General features: G+C 37.7%; 25 protein-coding genes. 13 read left to right on the top strand and 12 right to left on the bottom strand.

The window, feature by feature from the left end; translation table 11 throughout:
* Position 1 precedes the first annotated feature (1 nt).
* The 9 genes from lpxK to BMW38_RS01850 all read right to left on the bottom strand — a co-directional run bounded on the left by lpxK (position 2) and on the right by BMW38_RS01850 (position 7,978).
* Positions 2 to 1,012: a tetraacyldisaccharide 4'-kinase gene (gene lpxK / locus BMW38_RS01890; protein WP_092705597.1), complete on the bottom strand. Its 1,011-nt coding sequence runs from the start codon at positions 1,010 to 1,012 to the stop codon at positions 2 to 4.
* Between the two features lie 2 nt (positions 1,013 to 1,014).
* Positions 1,015 to 2,742 (bottom strand): lipid A export permease/ATP-binding protein MsbA, encoded by a 1,728-nt coding sequence (gene msbA / locus BMW38_RS01885; protein WP_092705596.1) that lies wholly within the window; start codon positions 2,740 to 2,742, stop codon positions 1,015 to 1,017.
* Positions 2,739 to 3,167: an ExbD/TolR family protein gene (locus BMW38_RS01880; protein WP_004642621.1), complete on the bottom strand. Its 429-nt coding sequence runs from the start codon at positions 3,165 to 3,167 to the stop codon at positions 2,739 to 2,741. The genes msbA and BMW38_RS01880 overlap by 4 nt, the downstream gene beginning before the upstream one ends.
* Before the next feature lie 14 nt (positions 3,168 to 3,181).
* Positions 3,182 to 3,817, bottom strand: coding sequence for a MotA/TolQ/ExbB proton channel family protein (locus BMW38_RS01875; RefSeq protein WP_092705595.1), 636 nt, complete (start codon positions 3,815 to 3,817; stop codon positions 3,182 to 3,184).
* Between the two features lie 50 nt (positions 3,818 to 3,867).
* On the bottom strand, positions 3,868 to 4,755 hold the full coding sequence (locus tag BMW38_RS01870) for a ParB/RepB/Spo0J family partition protein (protein ID WP_056479611.1): 888 nt from the start codon (positions 4,753 to 4,755) through the stop codon (positions 3,868 to 3,870).
* Entirely contained in the window at positions 4,752 to 5,534 is a 783-nt protein-coding gene (locus BMW38_RS01865; protein ID WP_003651453.1) for a ParA family protein, read from the bottom strand. Before BMW38_RS01865 ends, BMW38_RS01870 begins: the two co-directional genes overlap by 4 nt.
* Before the next feature lie 21 nt (positions 5,535 to 5,555).
* A complete protein-coding gene (rsmG, locus tag BMW38_RS01860; RefSeq protein ID WP_092705594.1) occupies positions 5,556 to 6,188 on the bottom strand; it encodes a 16S rRNA (guanine(527)-N(7))-methyltransferase RsmG in 633 nt (210 codons plus the stop codon).
* A gap of 87 nt (positions 6,189 to 6,275) precedes the next feature.
* Entirely contained in the window at positions 6,276 to 6,965 is a 690-nt protein-coding gene (gene murU / locus BMW38_RS01855; RefSeq protein WP_005047459.1) for an N-acetylmuramate alpha-1-phosphate uridylyltransferase MurU, read from the bottom strand.
* Entirely contained in the window at positions 6,965 to 7,978 is a 1,014-nt protein-coding gene (locus tag BMW38_RS01850) for an aminoglycoside phosphotransferase family protein (RefSeq protein WP_092705593.1), read from the bottom strand. The genes murU and BMW38_RS01850 overlap by 1 nt, the downstream gene beginning before the upstream one ends.
* A gap of 120 nt (positions 7,979 to 8,098) precedes the next feature.
* Here BMW38_RS01850 and BMW38_RS01845 point away from each other — a divergent pair, with 120 nt between their 5' ends.
* The gene (locus tag BMW38_RS01845; RefSeq protein ID WP_092705592.1) at positions 8,099 to 10,537 is read left to right on the top strand and encodes an LPS-assembly protein LptD; all 2,439 of its coding nucleotides are present in this window, start codon (positions 8,099 to 8,101) and stop codon (positions 10,535 to 10,537) included.
* Positions 10,537 to 11,847 carry a peptidylprolyl isomerase gene (locus BMW38_RS01840; protein WP_092705591.1) on the top strand — a complete coding sequence of 437 codons (1,311 nt, stop codon included), beginning with the start codon at positions 10,537 to 10,539 and terminating at the stop codon, positions 11,845 to 11,847. The genes BMW38_RS01845 and BMW38_RS01840 overlap by 1 nt, the downstream gene beginning before the upstream one ends.
* A gap of 117 nt (positions 11,848 to 11,964) precedes the next feature.
* Here the strand turns inward: BMW38_RS01840 and fba are convergent, their stop codons facing one another.
* The 3 genes from fba to BMW38_RS01825 all read right to left on the bottom strand — a co-directional run bounded on the left by fba (position 11,965) and on the right by BMW38_RS01825 (position 14,682).
* Positions 11,965 to 13,002 carry a class II fructose-bisphosphate aldolase gene (gene fba / locus BMW38_RS01835; protein WP_092705590.1) on the bottom strand — a complete coding sequence of 346 codons (1,038 nt, stop codon included), beginning with the start codon at positions 13,000 to 13,002 and terminating at the stop codon, positions 11,965 to 11,967.
* 121 nt (positions 13,003 to 13,123) lie between these two features.
* On the bottom strand, positions 13,124 to 13,369 hold the full coding sequence (locus BMW38_RS01830; RefSeq protein ID WP_005041128.1) for a hypothetical protein: 246 nt from the start codon (positions 13,367 to 13,369) through the stop codon (positions 13,124 to 13,126).
* 125 nt (positions 13,370 to 13,494) lie between these two features.
* Positions 13,495 to 14,682, bottom strand: a complete 1,188-nt coding sequence (locus tag BMW38_RS01825; RefSeq protein WP_092705589.1) for a phosphoglycerate kinase — start codon at positions 14,680 to 14,682, stop codon at positions 13,495 to 13,497.
* 138 nt (positions 14,683 to 14,820) lie between these two features.
* Here BMW38_RS01825 and BMW38_RS01820 point away from each other — a divergent pair, with 138 nt between their 5' ends.
* The 11 genes from BMW38_RS01820 (at position 14,821) to BMW38_RS01770 (ending at position 25,334) form a co-directional block, all read left to right on the top strand.
* On the top strand, positions 14,821 to 15,204 hold the full coding sequence (locus BMW38_RS01820) for a DUF2237 family protein (protein WP_003651438.1): 384 nt from the start codon (positions 14,821 to 14,823) through the stop codon (positions 15,202 to 15,204).
* A complete protein-coding gene (locus tag BMW38_RS01815) occupies positions 15,204 to 15,797 on the top strand; it encodes a Maf family protein (RefSeq protein WP_092705588.1) in 594 nt (197 codons plus the stop codon). The genes BMW38_RS01820 and BMW38_RS01815 overlap by 1 nt, the downstream gene beginning before the upstream one ends.
* Positions 15,798 to 15,828: 31 nt before the next feature.
* Positions 15,829 to 16,992 carry a ribosomal protein uL16 3-hydroxylase gene (locus BMW38_RS01810; protein ID WP_092705587.1) on the top strand — a complete coding sequence of 388 codons (1,164 nt, stop codon included), beginning with the start codon at positions 15,829 to 15,831 and terminating at the stop codon, positions 16,990 to 16,992.
* A 374-nt stretch (positions 16,993 to 17,366) separates the two neighbouring features.
* Positions 17,367 to 17,930 carry a TetR/AcrR family transcriptional regulator gene (locus tag BMW38_RS01805; RefSeq protein WP_092705586.1) on the top strand — a complete coding sequence of 188 codons (564 nt, stop codon included), beginning with the start codon at positions 17,367 to 17,369 and terminating at the stop codon, positions 17,928 to 17,930.
* Positions 17,931 to 18,395: 465 nt separating this feature from the next.
* Positions 18,396 to 18,707, top strand: a complete 312-nt coding sequence (locus BMW38_RS01800; RefSeq protein ID WP_002121379.1) for an ArsR/SmtB family transcription factor — start codon at positions 18,396 to 18,398, stop codon at positions 18,705 to 18,707.
* A gap of 410 nt (positions 18,708 to 19,117) precedes the next feature.
* Positions 19,118 to 20,320, top strand: coding sequence for a serine/threonine transporter SstT (gene sstT / locus BMW38_RS01795; protein ID WP_092705585.1), 1,203 nt, complete (start codon positions 19,118 to 19,120; stop codon positions 20,318 to 20,320).
* 5 nt (positions 20,321 to 20,325) lie between these two features.
* Positions 20,326 to 21,006 carry a YoaK family protein gene (locus BMW38_RS01790; protein WP_092705584.1) on the top strand — a complete coding sequence of 227 codons (681 nt, stop codon included), beginning with the start codon at positions 20,326 to 20,328 and terminating at the stop codon, positions 21,004 to 21,006.
* Positions 21,007 to 21,009: 3 nt separating this feature from the next.
* Positions 21,010 to 21,546: a DUF2058 domain-containing protein gene (locus BMW38_RS01785; RefSeq protein ID WP_092705583.1), complete on the top strand. Its 537-nt coding sequence runs from the start codon at positions 21,010 to 21,012 to the stop codon at positions 21,544 to 21,546.
* A gap of 367 nt (positions 21,547 to 21,913) precedes the next feature.
* Positions 21,914 to 23,761 (top strand): ABC transporter ATP-binding protein, encoded by a 1,848-nt coding sequence (locus tag BMW38_RS01780; RefSeq protein ID WP_092705582.1) that lies wholly within the window; start codon positions 21,914 to 21,916, stop codon positions 23,759 to 23,761.
* Positions 23,761 to 24,201: a MaoC family dehydratase gene (locus BMW38_RS01775; RefSeq protein ID WP_003651428.1), complete on the top strand. Its 441-nt coding sequence runs from the start codon at positions 23,761 to 23,763 to the stop codon at positions 24,199 to 24,201. The genes BMW38_RS01780 and BMW38_RS01775 overlap by 1 nt, the downstream gene beginning before the upstream one ends.
* 107 nt (positions 24,202 to 24,308) lie before the next feature.
* Positions 24,309 to 25,334, top strand: a complete 1,026-nt coding sequence (locus BMW38_RS01770; RefSeq protein WP_017390547.1) for an AraC family transcriptional regulator — start codon at positions 24,309 to 24,311, stop codon at positions 25,332 to 25,334.
* Positions 25,335 to 25,355: the final 21 nt, after the last annotated feature.

Here is a 25,355-nt window from a genome sequence, read left to right as displayed (position 1 = left end):
CCTAAGATAATTGGATATCAAGTTGCTGCAGTTGCTGCTTTAAAACCTGATAACACTCTATAGACAGGATAGCTTTAACAGGAACAACCCAAATAGGCTGTTTAAATTCCGGATTTTTTTCAAGCAGCGGTAATAATTTAACTGCATCTTTTTCAGTTGTAATAAGTGGCAGTTCATCATTAAAAATTAAATCATTGATTGAGTAATCATGATGGTCACGAAATGCATGTTCTTGAAACTGTTTCAGGCCTAAATCTTTAAGTGTTTGATAAAAACGCTGTGGAAAGCCAATACCCACTACAGCATGATAATTACTTTGAGGATTAAAACCGTGTTCGGCCCTTGACAAAGGATTGAGTAAATATGGCTGTCCAGTCTCAAGATGCATATTTAATTCTGTAGTTGGTTTATACGCATGTTCAATTACTGTTCCAGTTTCTAAACGCTCAACTGGCTCTCTCAAATATCCCTCGGGTAATAGTTTTTGATTTCCTAAACCACGATTTTGGTCGAGTACGATCCACTCGATTTGTCGTCCCAAAGCCCAATGCTGCAAACCATCATCACTAATAATTAAATCTAGTGGTTTTGATGCAATCAAGAGCTCTATTGCAGCCTGCCTATTAGGACCCACCGCCATTGGTACACTCGTCGATTGAACAATTAATGCAGGCTCATCTCCGACCTGAGTTGCTTGAGCACCCGAAGTAACCAACATTGGAAAAGGACCAGTACCACCATACCCCCGACTAATTACCCCAACTTTGACATTATGCTGTTGTAGATAATTCACCAGTTGTATTAATAATGGAGTTTTTCCACTTCCACCCACGGTAATATTACCAATCACCATGACAGGTACAGGTGCTTTATAGACTTTCTTTAAACCAGCAGTATAAAAATTACGATTTAATAGAAACCCAGCACGATACAAACAAGATAATGGACGTAAAGCAATCAACCAACTCGATTGCTTATTCCATGCATTCTGGATCAGCTGGGCCAATGACATGCTTAGTTATCCTCAAAATTACGCTGATGTAATTGATAATAAGCACCATGTTTTTCAAGAAGTTCTTGATGAGTACCTTGCTCAACAATTTCCCCTTGATCCATCACTACAATACGATCAGCATTTTCAATTGTTGACAACCGGTGAGCAATAACAATTGTTGTGCGATCTTGCATTGCTTCATCAAATGCTTGCTGAATAAAATGTTCAGATTCATTATCGAGAGCACTTGTAGCTTCATCTAAAATTAGAATTGGAGCATTCTTTAAAATTGCTCGAGCAATTGCAATTCGCTGACGCTGACCACCTGATAGGTTTAGACCTTGTGCCCCTAAAACAGTGTCATAACCGTTTGGTAAATTCATAATGAAGTCATGTGCATATGCTGCTTTTGCCGCTGCATAGATTTTTTCATCTGATGCGCCTTCCAACTGACCATATGCAATGTTTTCACGAACAGTACGGTTAAACAATATAACTTGTTGATTTACCATTGCAATTTGCGTACGCAAACAAGAAAGCTCAATATCATTAATTGGCAAATCATCTAAATAAATTTGTCCACTTGATGCTTCTTGAAAACGTACCAACATGTTAACTAATGAACTTTTACCTGCCCCTGAACGACCAACCAATGCCACAGTTTGACCTGGAAGAATATCCAAAGAAAAATCTTTAATAGCTGCTACGCCATCAGCATAATTCAATGTCACATGATCAAAACGAATTGCCCCATTTAATTTAGGTTTCAGTTGACCACTATTCTGCTCTTCAGGTAAATCTAGTAATTCAAAAACAGAATGAGCTGCTGCTAAACCACGTTGTAACTTTTCATTAACATCAGTCAAGCTTTTAACTGGCTTTGCTAACAGACCAGCTGCTGTAAGGTAAGCTACAAATTCACCAGCACTTGTAGTGCCTAAAATCTGAGGTCGTAAAGCCAACCATACAATAAGAGCCATAGCACAAGCCATGACCACCTGAACAACCGGACTATTCAGGTTTTGTACAATTACCATTTTTAAGCCGCGTTTTAAGTTCTCTTCCGATGACTTATAGAAACGTTTTTGTTCAGATTCTTCACCAGCAAAACTTTTTACAACAGCATTACCATTAATACTTTCTTGGACAACGTGGTTCACATCACCCATAGTATCTTGTACCTGTAACGAAAGCTTTCGCATTCGTTTCGAAGCTTTACGTACCAATACACCAATCACAGGCAAAAACACAAAAACGCATAAAGTAAGACGCCAATTGGTATAAAACAGATAGCCTAATAGTCCAATAGTAATCATTCCATCCCTAACGATGGTTCTTAATGATTCAGAAGAAGCAGCTGTTAGCTGTTCAACGTTATACATAATTTTGGCAGTAATATGGCCAGATGAATTATCTAAGTAATATTGTGCTGGGAGTTTTAAAAGTTTCGCATAAACTTCCTGGCGAATACTAAAAACCAAACTGCGTGAAATCACCGCAGTATAGTAGCCGCCCATAAATAGGCCTAAGCCGCGAAAGAATACTAATAAAATAATTAATAACGGGAACCAATCCAAATCTGCTCTACTGCTGTTTTGGATTGCATCAATAATAAATTTAATCAATTTAGCAACGGAAACTTCTGTTGCTGAGTTTATACCGAACCCGATAAGTACTAATAAGGCGGCGCCCCAATAAGGTTTTAAATAGGCTATGAGACGCTTATAAACCTTAAAATCTTGATTCACTCAGAAAAACCTCTAGAAGGAACTTTGGTACTAATATTGATGTTAACAAAACCGAGTTGTCCTGCCACATCCATAACGCGAATTACATCCTGATGAGACGCTTTGGCATCCGCAGCAATGATGAACATAAAATCACGGTGCTCTTGAGCAACTTGCTTAATCGCAGTACTCAGATCAGCAACCTCTTTAGACGAAAGTGCTTGACCATTCACAGCATAATGACCAGCAGAGTCTACCACGACTTCAATTTTATGATCGTACTGTTTTGGTGGAACACCTTGTGCATCTGGTAATGTTAGATTGATGCGACTTGGCTGATTAAAAGTGGTCGACAGCAATAAAAAAACCAAAATGAATAACAAACAGTCAATCATAGGCGTTAAATTAATATGAATGTCTTCAACCTGAGAACGTTTAAATTTCATCTGGCTTTCACCTCCTAACCGACACGGCGGTGTTCAGCTACAGACGAAGAACGCTTATAGAACAATGAGGCATGAAATAAGGTCGATTGCTGTTCTAATTCGGCAATATAATCTTGTACCACTCTTTGAAAATAGCGATAAGCAATTAAAGCAGGAATTGCAATTAACATTCCTACAGCTGTGGTAATTAATGCTTTAGAGATACCAGGAATCATTAAACTTGGACTACCAGCCGATCCAAAATCAATCACAAGAAATGACTCAATAATTCCCACTACAGTACCAAGCAACCCTAACAGCGGCGCTACAGCACTTAGAGTGCCCAAAAAATTAATATTTTTTTCCAAATAAGAAATTTCTTGAGAAGCTGCTACTTCCATTTGCGCACGAGCAAATTGCTCACCATGCTCGCGATGCTCAAAACCTGCTTTTAAAATGTGTCCTAATGCGCTACTTTGCACTTCTACATTTTGTTCTAAACTTTCCACGACATCTTCAGCTCTTAAAGAGCCCTTACCGCTTAATGCTTCGGGTAGAACTTGTGAACGTCTTAACCGAACAAAACGTTCAATACTGATCGCAACAGTTAAAATCGAGCATAGAATTAAAGGCAGCATCAACCAGCCACCCGCTCTCACAAGTTCCCACATATGTTCTTCCCCAAGAATATAAAATTAGAAATACATGACTCAACTGCAAATTATTCTGGCAAACAAATATTTAAAATGCCATCTAACTCATCTAAGGTATGATAATGAATAACCAGTTTACCCTTACCCTTTTGGTTATGATCAATTTTTACATTAGCGCCAAAACGCTCTGATAATTTTTGTGTCAATTGCTCAATATCTGGTGCTACAGGCGCTTTTTCCTTCTCCTGCTTCGGCTCACTCCTATCACGCACCAATTGCTCTGTTTGACGAACTGACAATCCTTTCTCAATTACAATTTTAGCAACTTCTAATTGATCTTTCCCTTTTAATGTCAAAATTGCTCGAGCATGCCCCATATCAAGCTGGCCTTGCTGCATGAAATCTTTAATGTCATCAGCTAAACTCAATAATCGCAATAAATTACTCACAGTAGTACGTGCTTTCCCTACCGTATCAGCAATTTCTTGATGACTTAGACCAAATTCATCATGAAAGCGCTGTAAAGCGATTGCTTGATCAATTGGATTTAAATCTTGACGCTGAATGTTTTCAATTAACGCTAAAGCAATCGCAACCTGATCATTCAAATCTCGAACAATTGCTGGAATTTCAGTTAAGCCCGCAATTTGTGCTGCACGCCAACGACGTTCACCCGCAATGATTTCAAATGGATGAGTTTCATCATCAACTGGACGGATTACAATAGGCTGCATCACCCCATGTTTTTCAATAGACGACGCCAACTCTTGTAAATCATGCTCATGAATAAAACGACGTGGTTGATATTCACCACGTTTCAGTAAATTCACATCAACTTGTTTTAACTGTCCGTGGTCTAACGCCTGTGCTTCAAGTTGTAGTTTTTCTTTTTGAATTGAACCAAGTAATGCATCTAAACCACGTCCTTTAGCCAATCCGCGTTTTTTGATGCTCATACTTTACTTCCTTTCTTCACTTTACTTCTCTTTAACATCTCAGCTGCAAGATTTAAGTATGCAACTGCACCTTTAGAACTTTTTTCGAAATAGATAACAGGTAAACCATGTGCTGGTGCTTCTGCTAAGCGAACATTTCGTGGAACAACAGTATCATAAAGTTTTTTGCCGAAATATTGCTCTAGTTCTGCAGATACATCACGTGTTAAAGCATTTCGTGCATCGTACATCGTACGCAGTACACCAATAATCTCTAAATCGGGATTGAGTGCTTTTTGAATACGATCAATGGTCTGAGTTAAATCAGCCAAACCCTCTAGCGCATAATATTCGCATTGCATTGGAATAATTACACTATCTACAGCTGCCAAAGCATTGACAGTAATCAAGCTCAAGCTTGGAGCACAATCCACAATGATATAGTCAAATGAGTTTCTGATTTCATTCAAAGCATTCTTTAGAATGAATTCACGACCTTCTTGCTCTGCAATAGCAAGCTCTACACCTGAAAGCTCACGATTAGAGCCTAGAACTTTATATCCAACTTCTGCTTTTTGAATGGCTGTTTCAATTGGAACTTCACCAAGAAGAACATCTGTAATTGAATACAAAAGATCGTTCTTTTGAATACCAGACCCCATCGTAGCATTACCTTGTGAGTCCATATCTACAAGTAATACACGTTTTTTTAATACAGCTAGAGACGCTGCAAGATTTACTGCAGTCGTTGTTTTACCAACACCACCCTTTTGGTTTGCAATCGCAATAATTTGAGCCATGGTAACCTTAATACTTTTTATTTAGATATGTTGAAGTAAAAGTAAATGACGTTGTTCATCAAGTCTTGGGACGCGCAGTTCAATCACTTTACATGAAAAGTCCTGCTTGAGCTGCTCAATTTCCTCAACTGGCACCACACCTTTCATCGCTGCGATTATACTGCTCTGATGAAGGTATGGCTGAGCCGCATCTACAAAGTCCGTTAAAGAAGCAAAAGCTCGACTTGTTATGACGTCAAACTGGCCAAGCTCATCAATTGTATCTTGATTCTCAACACGTGTTTGTACTGCCACAACGTTACTCAATTTAAGATCAGCAATAAATTGCTTCAAAAAACGAATTTTTTTACCATTAGAATCTAAAAGAACACATTGGCGTTGTGGCTGACAAAGAGCAATAATCATGCCAGGCATACCACCACCTGTACCCACATCAAGCAGTCTACCTTCAGGTAAGTCATTTAAAATACTTAGACTATCCAACAAATGCTTCACTAACATTTCTTTCGGATCACGAATTGCTGTCAGATTGTATGCTTTATTCCAAAGTACCAAAGCATCTTGATACTTTAACAATAATGCCAAAGCTTCATCGCTAAGCGATAAACCTAATTTTTGACTACCCTGTTGTAACTCTTGAAAAAACGGATGCATAAACAGATAACATCTAAGTAAAATTTAAAACAAAGTATACCCATTTATGCATCGTGGAACACTAGTTAACGATTAGGGATTACACAGTTAATCGTAGAAGCCTTCACGAATTTGCAAATCTAGCTCCATTAAACGCTCAGGCGTTCCCACATCTACCCATGCACCTTTAAGTTTTTCGCCAGATATTTTTTGATTCTGCATCGCTTGCTTCAACAATGGAGCTAAAGGACGTTTACCAGGTTCCAATCCATCAAAAAGCTTAGGATGGATAACAGACACACCACTAAAAGTGAGATTCTCACCCGTCACATCTTGATCAAATGTAAAAGTGCGTCCATCGAACAATGTAAAGTCGCCTTCAGGATGCTGTTTAGGATTATCAACCAACACAAGATGTGCTAAATCATCATTTAGCTTAATATGGCGTAGGGCTTCAAAATCCATTGTGGTCCATACATCTCCATTCACCAGAATAAACGGATCTGTTCCAAGCAGTGGCAAAGCATTAATAATTCCACCAGCTGTTTCTAACCCTTCATCCTCTCGTGTCCAACGGATATCCACACCAAATTGAGAGCCATCGCCTAAGCTGCTGATGAGTTTATCGGCCAACCATGCAGAATTGATGACGATTTCGGTCACACCAATTTTCTTAAGTTTTTCAATATGCCACACAATAAGCGCCTTACCACCTACCTCAAGCAAAGGCTTTGGTGTATATAGCGTAAGTGGACGCATACGATTACCCAAACCAGCAGCAAGAATCATTGCTTTCATTATGCTGCTACCTCGTAGTTACCATATTTCTCGATAAACTTCGGCATAACTATGTCATTTATGAACAACATAAACTCATCAAGTTCAGCATAACCACGGCTTTCTTCAATCAAATACCACATTACACGTGGTAAATCTTTTAAATAACCTGATTTACCATCGCGCTCAAACAGACGTACAAAGATGCCCAAAATTTTAATATGACGCTGAATAGCCATTAAATCTGCATCACGTTTGAACTGTTCAAAACTACGGTTCAATTTCGCAGACTCAGGTAATAAGTCATAAAAGACTCTAAACCATTGATACACACGCTCTGCATTCCACTGAACATAAGCATCACGAGTAATCGAAATTAGATCATAAGTATCTGCACCAATCACCGCATCCTGAAAATCAATAACTCCAAGCTCTGGTTCATTTGCAATTTTCATCAAATTACGACTGTGAAAATCACGATGTACAATCACTTGCGGCTGAGCCAATGCAGTTTTTGCTAATACATCGAAAGCATCATCAATTATCTGTTGCTGGTTCGCATTAGGAGTAATCTGCAAAGATGGCAGCATCCAGTCAGTCAATAGCTTCATTTCAGTTAACAATTTCTCATAGGAGTATGCTGGAAATTGCTCCTGACCATTCACAGACTGCAAATGAATCAGCTGTTTAAAGCTTTGTTCATAATATTTATCGACTGTTTCATCATTTAATAATGTCGACAACAGCACATCACCAAAATCTTCCAATAACAGAAAACCTTGAGCTAAATCTTTCGCGACGATCTGAGGGACGCGTACACCATGGCCTGCAAAAAATTCGTCAATGGTCACAAACGGAACACAGTCTTCTTTTTCTGGAGGGGCATCCATGAGCATATACGTTTTATTTTGTAACTGGATACGCGCATAACGGCGGAAGCTTGCATCACCTGCCAAAAAAGCGATCTTAAATTGATCATTTTCAAGAACAGATGTAAGCCATGTATATATCAATTGTTCACGTTGTGTATTCATTTGCAATAAAATCTAAAACAAGCTGAGATTTTTGAAGGGTTAAGTGTAGCCACTTATAAACTTTTTCTCTATGATGCGACAATAATTAATTGTGAATTAGCATACTTGGTTAATGAGACAATGAAGCATCAGTTTAAATTTAATCCTTTAGCGACAGCTATTTTTACGCTCTTATGTGGCTCCATACAATCAAGTTATGCTGAGTCAGCTGATGTTGTCTCCAATATAGACAATAATCAACTTAAAGCGAGCATCAAAGAAGCCTACCCGGGTCAAGAATTCTTTCAACAGTATTATGTTGATAAATCAGCACCTGAGGCACAGCTTCGTGACAATAAATATTTAAGCTCGGCATTTTGCCAGGGTACATGGGTTACACCGATTAACCCTGAGACCAAAGCTCTAGATGCCGACAAAACGACTTCTGTCGTTACGGCTAACTATGGACATTATAATCCTGCCGGTGACTCTGTTTTAGAAGGCGACGTCGTTATTGATCAGGAAGGACGCACGGTTCGTGCTGACAAGGTTACGATTGATAAGACCCAAACCTTTGCACATGCACAAGGCCGAGTACAACTCGCTCAAGGCGGGTTACTTTCACAGAGTGACGAAATTAATTACAACCTAAAAAACCAGACTGGTAATTTAGAAAATAGTTTTTATATTTCTGAACAACAACATGCCCATGGTCATGCAGGAAAAATCGAAAGAACCTCGCCAAATGTCATGGTTCTTAACGATGCAACCTATACGACTTGCCCACCAGGCCAAAAACCGGGTTGGAAAATTCAGGCAAATAAAATTGAGTTAAATCAGGAAACTGGGCGTGGTGTAACTCGCGGGACAAAACTGTATGTTAAAGACGTTCCTGTTCTAGCAGTTCCTTACTTTAACTTCCCGATTGATGATCGCCGAACTACAGGTATTCTCAACCCACAGTTTGGTTTCTCAAACGATGGTGGTATTGAGCTTTCTGTTCCAGTTTATTTAAACCTTGCACCTAACTATGATCTAACACTGACTCCGCGTTATTTAGCAGACCGCGGTGCAATGCTAAAAGGTGACTTTCGATACTTAACCGATGGTTTTGGTGCGGGTGAAATGTGGGGTGGCATGTTGCCATCTGACAAAGAATACGATGATAAAGATCGTAAAGATTTCCATTTCTTACATAACTGGGATATCAACGATCAATGGTCAACTAATCTCGAATATAACTACGCTTCAGATAAAGACTATTTTTCAGATTTAGATAGCAGCCCTAACTCTAAAACAGACCTAAACTTACGTAGAGCTTGGGAACTTAACTACCAACATGGTATTCCAGGCTTAAAAGCTCAACTTAAAGTCGAAGATTTCCAGACACTTGATCCGGAAATTGCGGATATTGATAAGCCTTATGCGCGTTTACCACAATTCTTATTGAATTATGTCACAGGCAATCCATTAGGCTTACAATACGAATTTAATAACGATACTGCATACTTCAAGAAATCAATTACTGATGATTCTGCTCAGGAAAGTAGTGGTACACGTATCTACAACCAGTTTGCTACGCGTTATAACTACCGCACACCAGCAGCATTTGTAATACCTGAAGTTTCCGTACGCTCTATTCAAACATTCTATGATAAGGACAGTATCGCATCTCAAGGTTTAGATGGCGGTTCTGAAAATAAATCAGTAGTTGTACCTCAATTTACATTGGACACTGGACTGAATTTTGAACGTGAGGGCAAGTATTTACAAACCCTTACTCCTCGTGCATTTTATGCATATGCTCCATACAAAAACCAAGACAGTTCTCCAAACTTTGACTCAACTTCAGCATCAGTAAGTTACGATCAATTATTTAACCCTTACCGCTTCTACGGACATGACCGTCTTGAAGACAACAACTTTCTATCACTTGGCTTAAGTTATAGTCTTTTTGACACAGTAGGCTTAGAACGTCTACGTGCAAGTGTTGGTCAAAGTTATTATTTTGAAGACCGCCGTGTGACATTAAAGCAACAAGACGAGATTGATACAGAACGCAATACTGGTCCAGTTGTAAGTTTAACAAGCCAGTTAAATCAAAACTTCACTATCGCAGCCAACTCAGCATGGATGTCTAATGGTGATAACGCTCAGCGTGATTTTCAGGTTTACTATACTGGAGATAAAGGAAATCTATATAACTTAGGCTATTTCTATCGCAAAGATATTGTAGGCCGTCAAGATACTTACGATCAGGTTGTTGCATCGTTTATACAACCAATTAAAGACAATTGGCGTATTATGGGGCACGTACAATACGACATGGATAACGATGTTGCGCGTGAGATTTTATTAGGCGTTAACTATGAATCATGTTGCTGGGGTATTTCAGTCTATGGCCGCTCATACTACAACGACCTAGATGATCCAAAATCTCCAGATGTTAGTGAAAAGCGCGCCATTATGGCCGAAATTACACTAAAAGGTTTAGGTGGTTTAAACAATAAACTCGCGTCTTTACTTGAAAATCGCGTTTTAGGTTTTAACAAAATTAATCAATCTTGGACACAACGTTAATGAAGACAAAGCATCTTAAACAGTTTTTTAAAGCAACTACCCTTGCTGCCCTAATCTCTTCATCAATGCATAGTTTTGCCCAACCCGCTGATGAAGTTGTGGCAATTGTGGACAATAGCGTAATTTTAAAAAGCGATCTTCAACAAGGGATGGCTGAAGCCGCTCACGAACTACAAGCACAAAAAAAAGAGGTTCCACCTCAGCAATATTTACAATTTCAGGTGTTAGATCAATTAATCTTGCGTCAGGCACAACTTGAGCAAGTTAAAAAATATGGTATCAAACCTGATGAAAAAAGCTTAAATGAAGCCGTATTAAAAGTAGCAAGTCAATCTGGAACTAAGAGCTTAGAAGCCTTCCAGCAAAAGTTAGATGCTATGGCACCAGGGACTTATGAAAGTTTACGCGGTCGAATCGCTGAAGATTTAGCAATTAGTCGTTTGCGCCAACAACAAGTCATGTCTCGTATTAAAATTAGTGATCAAGATGTAGAAAACTTCTTAAAATCACCTCAGGGACAAGCTGCTTTAGGCAACCAAGCACATGTAATCCATATGCGTATTGCTGGTGATAATCCACAGGAAGTTCAATCTGTGGCTCAAGAAGTACGTTCAAAGCTTGCACAAAGTAATGATATAAACGCATTGAAAAAACTTTCAACTGCAAATGTAAAAGTTGATGGTGCTGACATGGGGTTCCGTCCACTTTCAGACATTCCTGCTGAACTTGCAGCACGTATTACTCCATTACAAGACGGCCAAACAACTGACTTAATTTCAGTACGTGATGGTGTACATGTTTTAAAGCTTATTGAGCGTAAACAAAATGAGCAAAAAGCTTTAGTACCTCAATTTCAAACTCGCCACATTCTCATTCAACCATCTGAAGTGGTTAGCCTTGAAAATGCCAAGCAAATTATTGACAACATCTATAAACGCTTAAAAGCTGGCGATGATTTTGCAACACTTGCAGCTACCTATTCAAATGATACGGGTTCAGCGCGCGATGGTGGTAGCTTAGGTTGGGTAACTCCGGGTACGATGGTCCCTGAATTTGATAAAAAAATGCAGGAAATTCCTGTAGGTGAAATCAGCGAACCATTCCAGACTCAATTCGGTTGGCATATCTTACAAGTAACTGAAAAACGTGAAAAAGATATGACTCACGAATATCAAGAGCGTATGGCACGTCAAATTTTAGGTGAACGCCAATTTAACACTGAAATCGATAGCTGGTTGCGTGAAGTCCGTGCAAATGCATATGTAGAAATCAAAGATCCAAGTTTAGACAAAAAGAACTTACAGAAATAAGTTCTTTATCATCATCAAAACCTGTGATAAACACAGGTTTTTTTATGAATAAAATTTAACTAATAAAAAACCGGTTATATAAATAACCGGCTTCTATAAATTAAACCCTAACGGGAATTATTTATAACGATCAACCATTTTCTCTAAAGAGATTGGGCGGATCTTGTCAGCATTTCCAGCTGTACCAAACGCTTCATAACGATCGACACAAATTTGCTTCATTGTATCAACTGTTTTAGCAAAGTATTTGCGTGGATCAAACTCAGATGGATTCTCAGCCATAAACTGACGAATCGCACCAGTTGAAGCTAAGCGTAAATCAGTATCAATATTGATTTTACGTACGCCGTGTTTAATTGCTTCTACAAGCTGCTCAACAGGCACACCATAAGTTTCGCCAATATTACCGCCGAACTCATTGATTACCTTTAACCATTCTTGCGGAACAGAACTCGAACCATGCATTACAAGGTGAGTATTTGGCAATGCTGCATGAATTTCTTTAATGCGGTCAATCGCCAAGATATCGCCTGTAGGTGGACGCGTAAATTTATACGCACCGTGTGAAGTACCAACTGCAATTGCTAGTGCATCTACATTTGTATCAGCAACGAATTGAGTCGCTTCTTCAACAGAAGTTAGAAGTTGAGAATGGTCAAGTACACCTTCTGCACCAACACCATCTTCTTCACCAGCCATACCAGTTTCAAGGCTACCTAAACAGCCAATCTCACCTTCGACAGAAACACCACATGCGTGTGCCAAAGCAACAACATTACGAGTTACATCAACATTGTATTCATAAGATGTAGGTGTTTTACCATCTACACCTAATGAACCGTCCATCATTACTGAGCTAAAGCCAAGCTGAATTGAACGCTGACAGATATCAGGGCTTGTACCATGGTCTTGGTGCATTACCACTGGAATATGTGGCCATTCTTCAATTGCAGCCAAAATAAGATGGCGTAAGAATGGAGCGCCTGCATATTTGCGAGCTCCAGCTGATGCTTGAACAATTACAGGTGAATTGGTTGCATCCGCGGCAAGCATGATTGCGCGCATTTGTTCTAAGTTATTTACGTTAAATGCTGGTACGCCGTAGTTATGTTCAGCAGCGTGATCCAAGAGCTGGCGCATTGAAATGAGTGCCATAATATCCTCCCAGGTAGTGCGGGTTATTCTACCCTTTCATTTATTTCAATTCAGCAACAAATCACAGTATTTCAAAAAAAATCCCCGCATATGCAGGGATTTTTTAACAAAAAACAACAAATTAATGTGTTTCTGAAGCAGCAGCCTCACTTGGTGCACTACCTTCAACCACATCGGTATTCTTTTCATCTAAAACTGGCTTATCAATCGCATCAATTGCTGCTTGTTGCTCAGGTGTTACTTTTTCAGAAACAGCAGTAGAAGCAGCCGATTCTTGTCCAGCCTGAGATGCTTCATCTTTCTTAGCACAAGCAGTCAACATCATCGGTACAATTAACAAAGCAGCAAATGTAAGCTTTAAATTCATCACTATTGTCCACAGTTGGTGATTTAATGCTCGCTATTTTATTGCAGATATATGACAGTTTAATGACCTATCCATGAAAAAAGGGACTGGTAGCCCAATCCCTTCTTATTTTTTAGATAACAGTATTAAGCACGCTCAAGTAAAACAGCAACTGCTGGCAAAGTCTTACCTTCAACAAATTCAAGGAATGCACCGCCACCTGTAGAAATATAACCAATTTGATCAGCAACGTTATATTTATCAATCGCAGCTAAAGTATCTCCACCACCAGCAATCGAGAAACCAGCAGATTGTGCAACAGCAAGAGAAAGTGCTTTAGTACCTTCACCAAAATGATCAACTTCAAATACGCCTACAGGACCATTCCAAAGAATCGTTTTTGATGTTGTTAAAATATTTGCAAATGCTTTAGCTGTTTCCGGACCGACATCTAAAATCATATCGTTTGATGTTACATCTTCTACTTTCTTCACAACTGCTTGCGCTGCTGCCAACGAACCTAAGAAATCTTCAAAATTAATTTGCGAAGCATCAGCAACTACCACATCTGTAGGCAGTGGAACACTTACTTTCGCAGCAATTTGTTTTGCAGTTTCAACCAAGTCAGCTTCGTATAATGATTTACCAACATTAAAACCAGCAGCTGCCAAGAATGTATTTGCAATACCGCCACCAACGATAAGTTGATCACAAATACTAGAAAGTGAGTTTAAAACATCAAGTTTAGTTGAAACTTTTGAACCAGCAACAATTGCAACCATCGGTTTTTCAGGAGTTTGCATTGCACGGCCAAGTGCATCTAATTCAGCTGCCAATAAAGGACCAGCTGCTGCAACAGGAGCAAAACGAGCTACACCTTCAGTAGATGCTTCTGCACGGTGAGCAGTACCAAATGCATCCATAACAAATACATCGCATAATGCAGCATATTTTTGTGCAAGATCTTGATTATTTTTCTTTTCACCATGGTTAAAGCGCACATTCTCAAGCAGTACGACTTGACCAGCTTCAACTTCTACGCCATCTAGGTAATCTGTTAACAATTTAACGTCTTGGCCCAATACTTCTGTTAAATAAGCAGCAACTGGCGCAAGTGATTGTTCTGGCTTTGGTTCACCTTCAACAGGACGACCTAGATGCGAAAACACCATCACAGCTGCACCTTTTTCTAAAGCAGCTTTAATAGTTGGTAATGCTGCGCGCAAGCGAGCATCGCTAGTAATCACACCATTCTTGACAGGAACGTTTAAATCTTCACGAATAAGGACACGTTTACCTGTTAAGTTAAGGTCAGTCATACGCTGAAAATTCATGTAAAGCTCTCTTTATGATTTTAAAAACGCGCCAATTTTAAATGATTACATCAAAAAAGGTTAGTTTTTTTGCATAAAAGCTGTAGAAAGCCCCAGTTTTGATTATGATAGAGATAGTCATTTGATATTTCATCCATTATGTCTATTCATCCAGATCCACAAATCAATCGTTTAAATGTTTTAGGGGAACCTTTAGCAAGTTGTTGTTTCGACCCTATTACTGGCTATTTTAGAAATGGCTTTTGCCACACAGCAGTCACAGACCTTGGTCAGCATACTGTATGTGCGCAAATGACCTCTGATTTCTTAAATTTTTCACAAAAAATTGGGAATGATCTTATTACCCCTTTACCAGAAGTAGATTTCCCAGGCCTAAAGCCCGGTGATTTCTGGTGTATCTGTGTAACTCGTTGGGTAGAAGCTTATCAAGCAGGTCAAGCCCCTCCCATTAAAATACATGCATGTCATCAAGCTGTATTAAGCTATGTACCTTTAGATGTTTTAATGGAATTTGCAGTGTAATGGTACAGCCACAAATTATTTTGGCATCAAGCAGTCAAACACGCAAAGCCTTAATGGATCGCTTAGGGATTAACTATATCTGTGTTAGTCCAGATATTGATGAGAGCCCTCGGGATGAGATCCATGCAGATGAACTTGCAAAAAGGTTGGCTTTCACAAAAGCCCAAGTAATTGCTGCACAAAACCCACATGCAATTATTATTGGTTCCGATCAAGTCGCATGGCGAGAACATGCTCCCAATGACTTTATTGGTAAACCGATGACCATTGAAAATGCCAAATTACAGTTAGCAGAAAACTCAGGTCGAACTGTCTACTTTAGTACCGCACTCAGTGTGCAATGGCTTGACATGAATTTTGAACAAACGCTTATTGAACATTATCAAGTTAAATTCCGAACCTTGAATCAAGCCGAAATTGAACGATATATTGCATTAGATCAACCACTCCATTGTGCTGGTAGCTTTAAGTGTGAAAGTTTAGGAATTAGTTTGTTCGAAAAAATGACAGGCCAAGACCAGACGACTCTTATGGGTTTACCCATGATTCAACTTTGCCATATTTTAAGGCAGCTTGGTCTACAGATTCCTTAATTTTAGATATTTTTATAAATAGGTTATTTCCATGACAGAACCTTTAGCAGTTTTAGGCGGTATTACTGCCGAACAATTCTTAGCAGAATATTGGCAGAAAAAACCTTTGCTGGTACGTAACGGATTGCCAGAGATTGTAGGTCTTTTAGAACCGCAAGATGTGCAAGAACTTGCTTTGGAAGAACATGCGAGTGCCCGACTCATTCGCCAAAAAGATAGAAATCCAAATGAATGGCACGTCAAGTCTTCACCTCTAACTAAAGGAGACTTTCAAAAGCTACCAAAATTATGGACGCTTTTAGTACAGGCGGTAGACCACTACTCTTTTGATCTTTCTGAGCTTTGGAAAAAATTTCCTTTTATTCCTCAATGGCGCCGTGATGATATTATGGTGTCTTATGCACCTAAAGGCGGTTCAGTTGGAAAACATTTTGATTTTTATGATGTGTTTTTAGTTCAAGGTCACGGACATCGTCGCTGGCAGATAGGACAAATGTGCGATGTAAATACTGCATTTGTACCTAATCAACCATTAAAACTTTTACCAGAAATAGATGTACAATTTGATGAAGTTCTAGCACCAGGTGATTTACTATATGTTCCGCCTGGAATGGCACATTATGGCGTTGCCGAAGACGATTGCTTAACTTTCTCATTTGGCTTTCGCATGCCAAACGTTGCAGGAATGATGGAACGTATTAGTGATCAATTTTCAGCTAATACTGTATTGCAAAATCCTGTTGTAGACATTGCACGCAAACAGATGGGGCAAATTGGTGAAATTAACGCAACTGAACTGAGCCACTTAAAAGACTTAGTTTTAGCTCAATTAAAAGATTCATCAGTACTTGACGCCGCTATCATGTCTTATATGAGTGAACCTAAATATCCAGATAATATTCCAGAAGCTGATGAAATCGAAGCCGATGACTTGAAAGAAATTTTACACGAAGGATACGAAGTTCTTTTAGAGCCAGCCTCTCGACTACTTTATACAGAACAAAACGGAACCCTAAACTTTTGGGGAAATGGTGAAGTTCTATTTATAGCTGAACCCTTTGAGCAAAAATTAAAAGCGATTGCCAATGGAGAGAGCCTGCCATTTGATAGCCATTTTAATGATGACGAAAAACTAGAAAACGTTGCTCACTTATTAAATGAATCTATTCTGATGCTTTTACCCCCTGCAGAGTAAATGTTTTAATAAAAGTAGGTTTTTTCATGAAAGTGGAAAAACCTACTTTTTAAATTAGCAAGCAAACTCAAAAATACATTCAATTATTATTCGTTAAATTTATCTAAAAAAATCTTAAATAATGCGTGGTTAAGATTATTAAACTTTGAAAAAATCTTGAAATGAGAATTAAAAATAGAAAAGCTTCATGATTAAAAAAACGACACATTTCTTACTTACTTTTTCCTTAAAATTTAAACGTTACAGTTTAAAAAAATAATATCTTTTTTCTATCAATAACAAACAATACCTTGTAAAATTAAATATCCAGATTTTCATTAATACAGATCACAGTTCACAAGCTAATAGCAATTCATTTGTGAGAGGCTAAAAATATGTCGAAGAAAGATGACATTATTAACACCGCATTAAGACTTTTTAACTCGTATAGCTATAATTCTATAGGTGTGGATCGCATCATTAATGAATCTGGCGTTGCAAAAATGACTTTCTACAAGCATTTTCCATCAAAAGAAAAATTAATTGAAGAATGTCTACTTCTACGAAACACGCTTTTACAGAACTCTCTTACCTCGGCCTTATCAAAACATGATGAGTTAGACCCTCTTGCGAGAATTAAAGCAGTATTTTTATGGTATTCCGACTGGTTTAATAGTGAAGACTTTAATGGCTGTATGTTTCAAAAAGCTTTGGAAGAGGTTTTAAAACAATATCCATCAACACATCAACCTGCCACTTTGTATAAAGCTTGGTTGACTCAACTTATGCAAAACCTTCTCAACCAATATAATGTAAAAGAACCAGGTCCTTTATCTTTACTACTCGTTAATATATTGGAAGGTATGACCATTCAAGCTCAGGTCGAGCATGGTTCAATAAAAATTTATGATTATTGGAATCGAGTTGAAAAGTTAATTGACTTTGAAAGAGCTGCTTAAAAATAAAGCGTGACATTCTTCTTCTTATATTAATATTCTTCTTATCTATCACGCTGCGTCTGAAAGTCATTTTGGTTCAAAATTAGACGTTTTTTTCGACCTTACTAAACCAAAATATACAGACCTGTCTGTACAAAACAGATTATATATTTAAAAAATAAAAACTCAATCATTTTTTTTGTTTCATTTAAAGATAAATTAGATTTAACTATTTATCGGCATGAAATAAGGCTTATTTCATGTTGACTTCAATTCACTTATACTTAACAATTAAACTTATAACACAATGCAACATTTTAAACACAAAAGAAATACAAACAACTGTTTTAATTAAAAATACTACTTATTTATCAATTCCCCTTATATTGCTTTTCAACAAAAACAATTGGATTGATTAGTTTTGCTACATTCATTTGAGCAAGATCAATCTATACTATGCCCGCTATATTGATATAGGTATAAAGTATGAAAGATGGACTCCAAATTGAAGAAATGAAAAATGCGGCTGATTCAGTCGTGGGAATTCTAAAATCTTTGGCTAATACAGATCGTTTATTAATTTTATGTCACTTAGCTTACGAGGAGCTAAATGTCTCACAGATTGAAGAGAAGACCCAAATTACACAGCCCACTCTTTCACAACAGCTTATGATGTTACGTAAAAGTGATGTTGTATCAACTCGTCGTGATGGCAAGCAAATTTTTTATTCTATTAAGGATGACAATATGCATTCAATTTTAAATACGCTTCATCAGCTGTACTGTGCAAGTAAATAATATTTTTAAATTATAATTTTATAATAATAGTAGTAATTTCCTGAAATATGCGATTTTTCAGCTTGAAAGCTTAGAGCCTAGTCGAAGCACAAAGTTTTGAAAATTCGCGTAGCTTTTCCAAAGCCTCACCGATGCCATTTAATCTGTTATCAATTTATTTCTTCGGAGTTCATTCGGCACTTTTACCCCTTTTGATATAATTCGTTTTCTTGACGAACAATTAACAAGCAAAGCCTCCAATAAAAAAAGTTAAAATTAAAAATTAACCAAAACTAAAACAATGACTTAATATTACCATCTACTATAAAAACGTCTAGTTGATATAAAAAAGCTTAAGATTCCCATAACTTAAGTATAAAATACTCCGCTTGTTCAACCTTTAGCCATGAATAGGTTAATAAGGTCTTTATATGCTTGAATTCTTTTCTCGATTAAGCTTGGTAGCCAAGATTATTATCGCCATTATTTTAGGTATTGGCGTTGCATTACTATTTCCAGACATTACGCCATATTTAAGTTTATTTGGTGAGCTTTTTATCAAAGCGTTAAAATCTGTTGCCCCTATTTTAGTCTTTGTATTAGTACTTTCTTCTATTGCCAATTTTCAGGTGGGCCATAGTGCGAATTTACGTCCAATCATGATTTTATATGTGGTAGGTATGTTGCTTGCTGCTTTCACAGCTGTGATTGTTAGTCTTTCTTTTCCAAGCACTTTGTTCCTCAACACAGTTTCTCATAATGATTTGCAATCGCCAGGAAGTTTAGCTGACATTCTGAAAAATTTGCTTTTAAGCTTTATTGCTAACCCTGTTCAAGCCATTAGCGAAGCAAACTTTATTGGTATTTTAGCTTGGGCAATTGGCCTCGGTTTAGCGATGCGCCATAGCTCAGACACCACAAAAGAAGTCATGCAGGATGTTGCACATGCTGTTAGTGCTATTATTCATAAAGTAATTGCTTTTGCGCCTGTCGGTATTTTCGGATTGGTTGCAGTAACTTTTGCAGATGCGGGTCTCGCAACACTTGAAAGTTATGCGCAATTATTAGTAGTACTGTTAGGTACGATGTTCTTTGTTGCTTTAGTTATCAATCCAATTCTTGTTGCGCTTACTATACGTGGGAACCCATACCCTCTCGTGTTTAAATGCCTTAAAGAAAGTGGGATTACTGCTTTCTTTACACGAAGCTCAGCAGCCAACATTCCAGTTAACTTAGATTTAGCAGAACGTTTAGGTGTTAATCCATCTACAGCAAGTGTCTCTATTCCATTAGGTGCGACAGTAAATATGGCTGGTGCGGCAGTGACAATTACCGTACTCACACTAGCCACTGTTCATACGCTTGGAATTCATGTTGATTTTGCAACAATGCTCATCTTATCAGTTGTTGCTACAGTTTCAGCATGTGGTGCTTCTGGTGTAGCTGGTGGTTCTTTGCTTCTTATTCCAGTAGCTTGTAGTTTATTTGGCATTTCAACTGAAATTGCGATGCAAGTAGTGGCTATTGGTATGATTATTAGTGTATTGCAAGACTCTACAGAAACAGCGCTTAACTCTTCTACAGACGTTTTATTTACCGCAGCTGTAGATATTCGTTCGAAACAAGCTTCCTAAACGAAATGCCATTTCAACGTCTACCAAACTGGTTCCAACTTGGAGCCTTTTTACTGGCATTCAATGCCGGAATGATTAATGTATTAGGGTTAATTACCCTTTTGCATCAATCAATTTCACACATGACTGGCAACGTTAGTATGCTAGCTATGAGTTTGGTAGAGTGGCAACCAGAACATATCATTTTCTTGCTTCTGGTGATCATTTGTTATGTTTGCGGTTCATTTTATAGTGGTTTTATTTTAGGCAGCAGCCATTTTCGACTAGGTCGTCGCTATGGCTTACCTTTGAGTCTTGTTGCTTTATTCATTTTTCTTTGTTGGCTATTACTTCCTTATTTTCCACGCTATGGATTATTATGGGCTTGTACAGCAATGGGCCTTCAAAATGCAATGGTTAGCCATTATAAAGGAACCATTATTCGAACTACCCATCTATCTGGCGTTTTAACAGATATCGGTTTAGCACTTGGATATAAAGCTAGAGGCTTACAGGTAGAAAACCGACGTATTGTTTTACACTTACTAATTTTTGCGGGTTTTCTGCTGGGTGGAATTCTCGCCGCGCTGGTACATCCACATTTAAAGTTACAAGCATTTTTATTGCCAGCAACTTTAAGCTTAGTCTTAAGCATTTCTTACTGGGTAGTTTACTTCTATAGCCCTTCAACTTCACATAAGGATTAAGTCATGGTTAAAAATGCCTTACAAGCACAGCTACTAAAAGCTGGGTTAGTGGATAATAAAAAAGCAAAAAAGTTAACAAAACAAGCTCATCATGAACAACGTATCGGTCAAAGTAATGAGGCGGAAATCAAAGCGAATATTGAAAAAGCTCAACAAGAAAAGTTAGCTAAAGATCAGGCTTTAAACTTAGAAAAACAACAACAGCTTGAGGAAAAAGTCCTCAAAGCATCAATCATTCAAATGATTAAACATCATAAAATTTCAAATACTGATGGTGATAGTGTTTATCAATTTATTGATGAGGGTAAGATCAAGAAGGTATATATTTCTCAGCAAGTTTATAATGCCCTTGTTTCAGGCAGTCTAGTCATTGCTAAAGATCAAAATCAATATGCTTACTTACCTAAAGCATTAGCTGAAAAAATTGATCAGAAGATGAAAGGTTTTATTTTATTGAACAATGCTGAGTCCAATGAACAGACTACAGATGAAGAAGATCCATATGCAGCTTATGTTATTCCTGATGATTTAATGTGGTAAGACATACAAGGGCCTTTATTATGCAAATATAAAGGCCTTTTTCAAATGGATTTAAAAAATGTTAATTTAACAATTGTTCAAAATAGTAAGAAAAAATACTTAAAGAATAAATTCCTTCACCACTTTATCTATTAATCCCGATATAATAAATCATAATTTTTTAAGTCTTCGCGACATTCTTGAAGATTTCTTCAGGCATCCAAATTTACGTCATGTACGAATGAATGACGTACAACATAATCAGTTCATGTGTATTTGTGCATATTCAAAAGATCGAAAACCGAAGTGATATTGATCTAACTGACTTTTTTGTAAATTTAATTGCAAAGACTTAATTAAGTGGCTTTTGTCTTAAAGGTAGTAATTCATGCTGAAGTGGTTTGAAAAACTTGTAGATCCCTACCCAACAAAAGGTCTGGATGAACCTTTACCAACTCGTTTTTTTCCATTTGTCTGGCAAGCAACGGAAGGCTTACGCCCTTACTTATTCTTACTTATTCTTTTTACAGCAGGTGCGGCAAGCTTTGAAGCCTTACTTTTTTCAAAGATTGGACAACTCGTAGACTGGTTAAGTAACAGTCATCCTGAAAGTTTTTTAAGTCAGCACACGAATGATTTACTACTTTTAATTGGTGTTTTATTTACCAATATCTTTTTTGTAAACATTCAATCTATTGTAAAACATCAGATTTTATATAGTACTTTCCCAATGCGTTTGCGTTGGCGTTTCCATAATCTTTTATTAAAACAAAGCTTAGATTTTTTCCATAATGACTTTGCTGGCAGACTTTCTGCAAAAGTTATGCAAACCGCTCTAGCCATTCGTGAATTCTGGATTATTTTGGGCGATATGTTGGCTTACGTCGCTATTTACTTTATTACCGTTAGTATTGTTCTTGGCTCAATTTCAACAACTTTGCTGATACCACTTTTAGTTTGGTTAACCTTATTCTTATTAAGTGCGTGGTTCTTTATTCCACGTTTAAGTAAAGTATCTCAGCAGCAAGCCGACGCTCGATCAATTATGACTGGTCGTGTTACCGACGCTTACACCAACATTCAAACAGTTAAATTATTTGCTCATGCAGGACGTGAGAGCCAATATGCAAAAGCATCAATGAAAGAGTTTATGACAACAGTCTATGCTCAGATGCGTTTAGGCACTCTTTTTGAAATAAGTATCAACATGCTATCAGCCGTCTTATTTATTGGCGTTATTGGCACCTCAGTTTGGCTATGGACTCAAGGTTTAGCAGCATTAGGTGTAATTGCAGCGACTACTGCCATGATTTTAAAACTTAATAGTATGGCTGAGTTTATGATGTGGCATATGTCCGCGTTATTTGAAAATGTTGGAACCATTCAAGATGGTATGCAAACATTAGGTAAAAAAATTAATATTCAAGACAAACCTGATGCAAAAACACTTGAAGTAAGCCAAGGTGAGATTGTATTTAAAGATGTTAGCTTTGCTTATAACAATAAAAATGTGATTAATCACTTCAACTTAAAAATTAAAGCTGGTGAAAAGATAGGAATTGTTGGACGTTCTGGAGCAGGCAAATCTACGCTTATTCAGTTGCTTTTACATTTTTATCATCTTAAGCAAGGTGCAATTTTAATTGATGGGCAAAATATTGAAGATGTGACTCAAGATAGTCTAAGAGCGAATATTGCCTTAGTAACACAAGATACTTCTTTATTACATCGCTCAGTCGCTGAAAATATTAAGTATGGACGTCCAGATGCATCTGATGCCGATATGAAAACTGCTGTAAAGAAAGCAAAAGCCGCCGAATTTATACCTCAATTGGTAGATTTAAAGGGTCGTAATGGATATGACGCTCAAGTAGGTGAACGTGGTGTAAAACTTTCTGGGGGTCAAAGACAACGTATTGCTATTGCACGTGTATTTTTAAAAGATGCTCCTATTCTCATTTTAGATGAAGCCACTAGTGCATTAGATTCAGAAGTTGAAGCAGCTATCCAGTCAAGTTTAAATGACCTTATGGTTGATAAAACTGTTATTGCAATTGCACACCGATTATCTACTATTGCACAAATGGATCGTTTAATTGTTCTTGATGAAGGCCAAATTGCTGAGCAAGGAACACATGAAGAGTTAATTGCGCAAAATGGAATATATGCCCAATTATGGAAACGTCAAACAGGTGGCTTCCTAATTGAACAAAAAGTTTTACAGGGTCAAGATTAATGCTTTATTTAGAAGATTTGAAAATTGGTGATCGTTTTATTAGTCGTGAATATGAAATCACCTTAGATGAAATCAAAAAATTTGCAAATTCCTATGACCCTCAACCATTTCACATAGATGAAGAGCAAGCTAAGCATGATCCTATTTTTCAAGGGATTGCTGCCAGTGGTTGGCACACTTCTGCCATTACTATGCGTTTATGGACCGAATGCATGCCTATTCATGGAGGTTTGATAGGTTCAGAATCTAGTTTGCGGTGGCCACGCCCCACTCGACCGGGTGATAGAATTCATGTTGAAACTGAAATTTCAGCTATCACCCCATCCAAAACAAAATTAGATCGTGGTATTGTAAGTTACGTTACACAAGCCTTAAATCAGCATGGGGATGTCTTACTTATTTCAACAACAAAAATTGTTGTCTTTAAAAAGAATGTTTAAAAATGGTTGATATGATTGTCTAACAGTTTTTATAAATTCAGATTATATTTCATGACAAGATGTGTAAGAAATGCATGTGAAAAATTGATGAGAGCAATGGAACGCATATGAAAATTACCTCAGCTCGTCAAGATCAGGGTATTCCGGGTGTCTATGGCTTATTGCTATTAGATGTCGTTTCACGTTGGGGATACAACGATGAAACATTATTTGCTCCATTTCATCTTACAAGCGAGCAACTGGCTGACCCTGACTATCGTATTTCTACACCAGTAGCAAATGAGCTGGTTAAACACGCTCTTAAACTAACTGGTGAAACTACTTTGGGTTACCATCTTGGTACTCAAATGCGTATTTCAATTCATGGTTTCATTGGCTATGCAATTATGACAGCCAAAGATATTACAGAAGCAATTGCACTCGCAGCACGCTTTATTCAGCTACGCCTGCCCTTTTTACAATTATATTTCTCAACATTTGGACCCAAGGCGACCTTACAATTACAGTGTGATATTGAACTTGAGCCTTTACGTACAGAAATCGTTTTAGGTTTAACCATTGGCATTATGAGCATGGCGAAAGCTATGACTGGTATTGAAGATTTAGCTGGAGATGTAGACTTAGATTTCCCAGAGCCAGAAGGTTTTGAAAAATATAGAAATAAATTGAGCAGTACAATTCGCTTTAACCAACCACATTTAATTTCCAGTTTTGATAAAAAGTATTTAGGACTTAAATTAGTCAACGCCGACCCTATTGCAAGTCAAGTTGCCATTAACCAATGTGAAGCTGAACTTTCCGCTTTGGGTGAGCGTCGACGTTTAGCAATGCGAGTTCGTGATATTTTAAGTAATTCTGAACAACATTACTTAAGCATAGAAAATGTAGCAGAATGCCTACATATGTCGGACCGCACGCTTAAACGTCAATTGGCAGCAGAAGGAACTTCCTTTTCTACATTAGTTGATGAAGTCCGTTATCGACATGCAACATCTCTGCTTTCGCGTACAGATTATAGTCTTGAACAGATTGCAGATGAACTTGGCTATTCGGACGTTGCAAATTTTAGCCGTGCTTTTAAACGCTGGAGTGGCCGCAGCCCAAGCAACTGGCGTAAAGACCCATACTTATAATGTTTAAAACTATTGGACACA

Origin of the sequence: Acinetobacter sp. yr461 (genome assembly GCF_900110445.1) — a bacterium.
GTDB classification, from domain to species: Bacteria; Pseudomonadota; Gammaproteobacteria; order Pseudomonadales; family Moraxellaceae; genus Acinetobacter; species Acinetobacter calcoaceticus.
This window is presented reverse-complemented; position numbering and strand designations above follow the sequence as displayed.

What these genes read in the sequence shown, in the direction of transcription:
- murU (WP_005047459.1), bottom strand. Translation starts at nt 6,965, where the DNA reads ATGAAAGCAATGATTCTTGCTGCTGGTTTGGGTAATCGTATGCGTCCA.
- lpxK (WP_092705597.1), bottom strand. Translation starts at nt 1,012, where the DNA reads ATGTCATTGGCCCAGCTGATCCAGAATGCATGGAATAAGCAATCGAGT.
- BMW38_RS01850 (WP_092705593.1), bottom strand. Translation starts at nt 7,978, where the DNA reads ATGAATACACAACGTGAACAATTGATATATACATGGCTTACATCTGTT.
- BMW38_RS01775 (WP_003651428.1), top strand. Translation starts at nt 23,761, where the DNA reads ATGCTTTATTTAGAAGATTTGAAAATTGGTGATCGTTTTATTAGTCGT.
- BMW38_RS01810 (WP_092705587.1), top strand. Translation starts at nt 15,829, where the DNA reads ATGACAGAACCTTTAGCAGTTTTAGGCGGTATTACTGCCGAACAATTC.
- BMW38_RS01880 (WP_004642621.1), bottom strand. Translation starts at nt 3,167, where the DNA reads ATGAAATTTAAACGTTCTCAGGTTGAAGACATTCATATTAATTTAACG.
- BMW38_RS01805 (WP_092705586.1), top strand. Translation starts at nt 17,367, where the DNA reads ATGTCGAAGAAAGATGACATTATTAACACCGCATTAAGACTTTTTAAC.
- BMW38_RS01770 (WP_017390547.1), top strand. Translation starts at nt 24,309, where the DNA reads ATGAAAATTACCTCAGCTCGTCAAGATCAGGGTATTCCGGGTGTCTAT.
- BMW38_RS01800 (WP_002121379.1), top strand. Translation starts at nt 18,396, where the DNA reads ATGAAAGATGGACTCCAAATTGAAGAAATGAAAAATGCGGCTGATTCA.
- BMW38_RS01820 (WP_003651438.1), top strand. Translation starts at nt 14,821, where the DNA reads ATGTCTATTCATCCAGATCCACAAATCAATCGTTTAAATGTTTTAGGG.
- BMW38_RS01875 (WP_092705595.1), bottom strand. Translation starts at nt 3,817, where the DNA reads ATGTGGGAACTTGTGAGAGCGGGTGGCTGGTTGATGCTGCCTTTAATT.
- BMW38_RS01825 (WP_092705589.1), bottom strand. Translation starts at nt 14,682, where the DNA reads ATGAATTTTCAGCGTATGACTGACCTTAACTTAACAGGTAAACGTGTC.
- fba (WP_092705590.1), bottom strand. Translation starts at nt 13,002, where the DNA reads ATGGCACTCATTTCAATGCGCCAGCTCTTGGATCACGCTGCTGAACAT.
- BMW38_RS01845 (WP_092705592.1), top strand. Translation starts at nt 8,099, where the DNA reads ATGAAGCATCAGTTTAAATTTAATCCTTTAGCGACAGCTATTTTTACG.
- BMW38_RS01830 (WP_005041128.1), bottom strand. Translation starts at nt 13,369, where the DNA reads ATGAATTTAAAGCTTACATTTGCTGCTTTGTTAATTGTACCGATGATG.
- BMW38_RS01790 (WP_092705584.1), top strand. Translation starts at nt 20,326, where the DNA reads ATGCCATTTCAACGTCTACCAAACTGGTTCCAACTTGGAGCCTTTTTA.
- BMW38_RS01865 (WP_003651453.1), bottom strand. Translation starts at nt 5,534, where the DNA reads ATGGCTCAAATTATTGCGATTGCAAACCAAAAGGGTGGTGTTGGTAAA.
- BMW38_RS01870 (WP_056479611.1), bottom strand. Translation starts at nt 4,755, where the DNA reads ATGAGCATCAAAAAACGCGGATTGGCTAAAGGACGTGGTTTAGATGCA.
- BMW38_RS01840 (WP_092705591.1), top strand. Translation starts at nt 10,537, where the DNA reads ATGAAGACAAAGCATCTTAAACAGTTTTTTAAAGCAACTACCCTTGCT.
- BMW38_RS01815 (WP_092705588.1), top strand. Translation starts at nt 15,204, where the DNA reads ATGGTACAGCCACAAATTATTTTGGCATCAAGCAGTCAAACACGCAAA.
- BMW38_RS01780 (WP_092705582.1), top strand. Translation starts at nt 21,914, where the DNA reads ATGCTGAAGTGGTTTGAAAAACTTGTAGATCCCTACCCAACAAAAGGT.
- sstT (WP_092705585.1), top strand. Translation starts at nt 19,118, where the DNA reads ATGCTTGAATTCTTTTCTCGATTAAGCTTGGTAGCCAAGATTATTATC.
- rsmG (WP_092705594.1), bottom strand. Translation starts at nt 6,188, where the DNA reads ATGCATCCGTTTTTTCAAGAGTTACAACAGGGTAGTCAAAAATTAGGT.
- BMW38_RS01785 (WP_092705583.1), top strand. Translation starts at nt 21,010, where the DNA reads ATGGTTAAAAATGCCTTACAAGCACAGCTACTAAAAGCTGGGTTAGTG.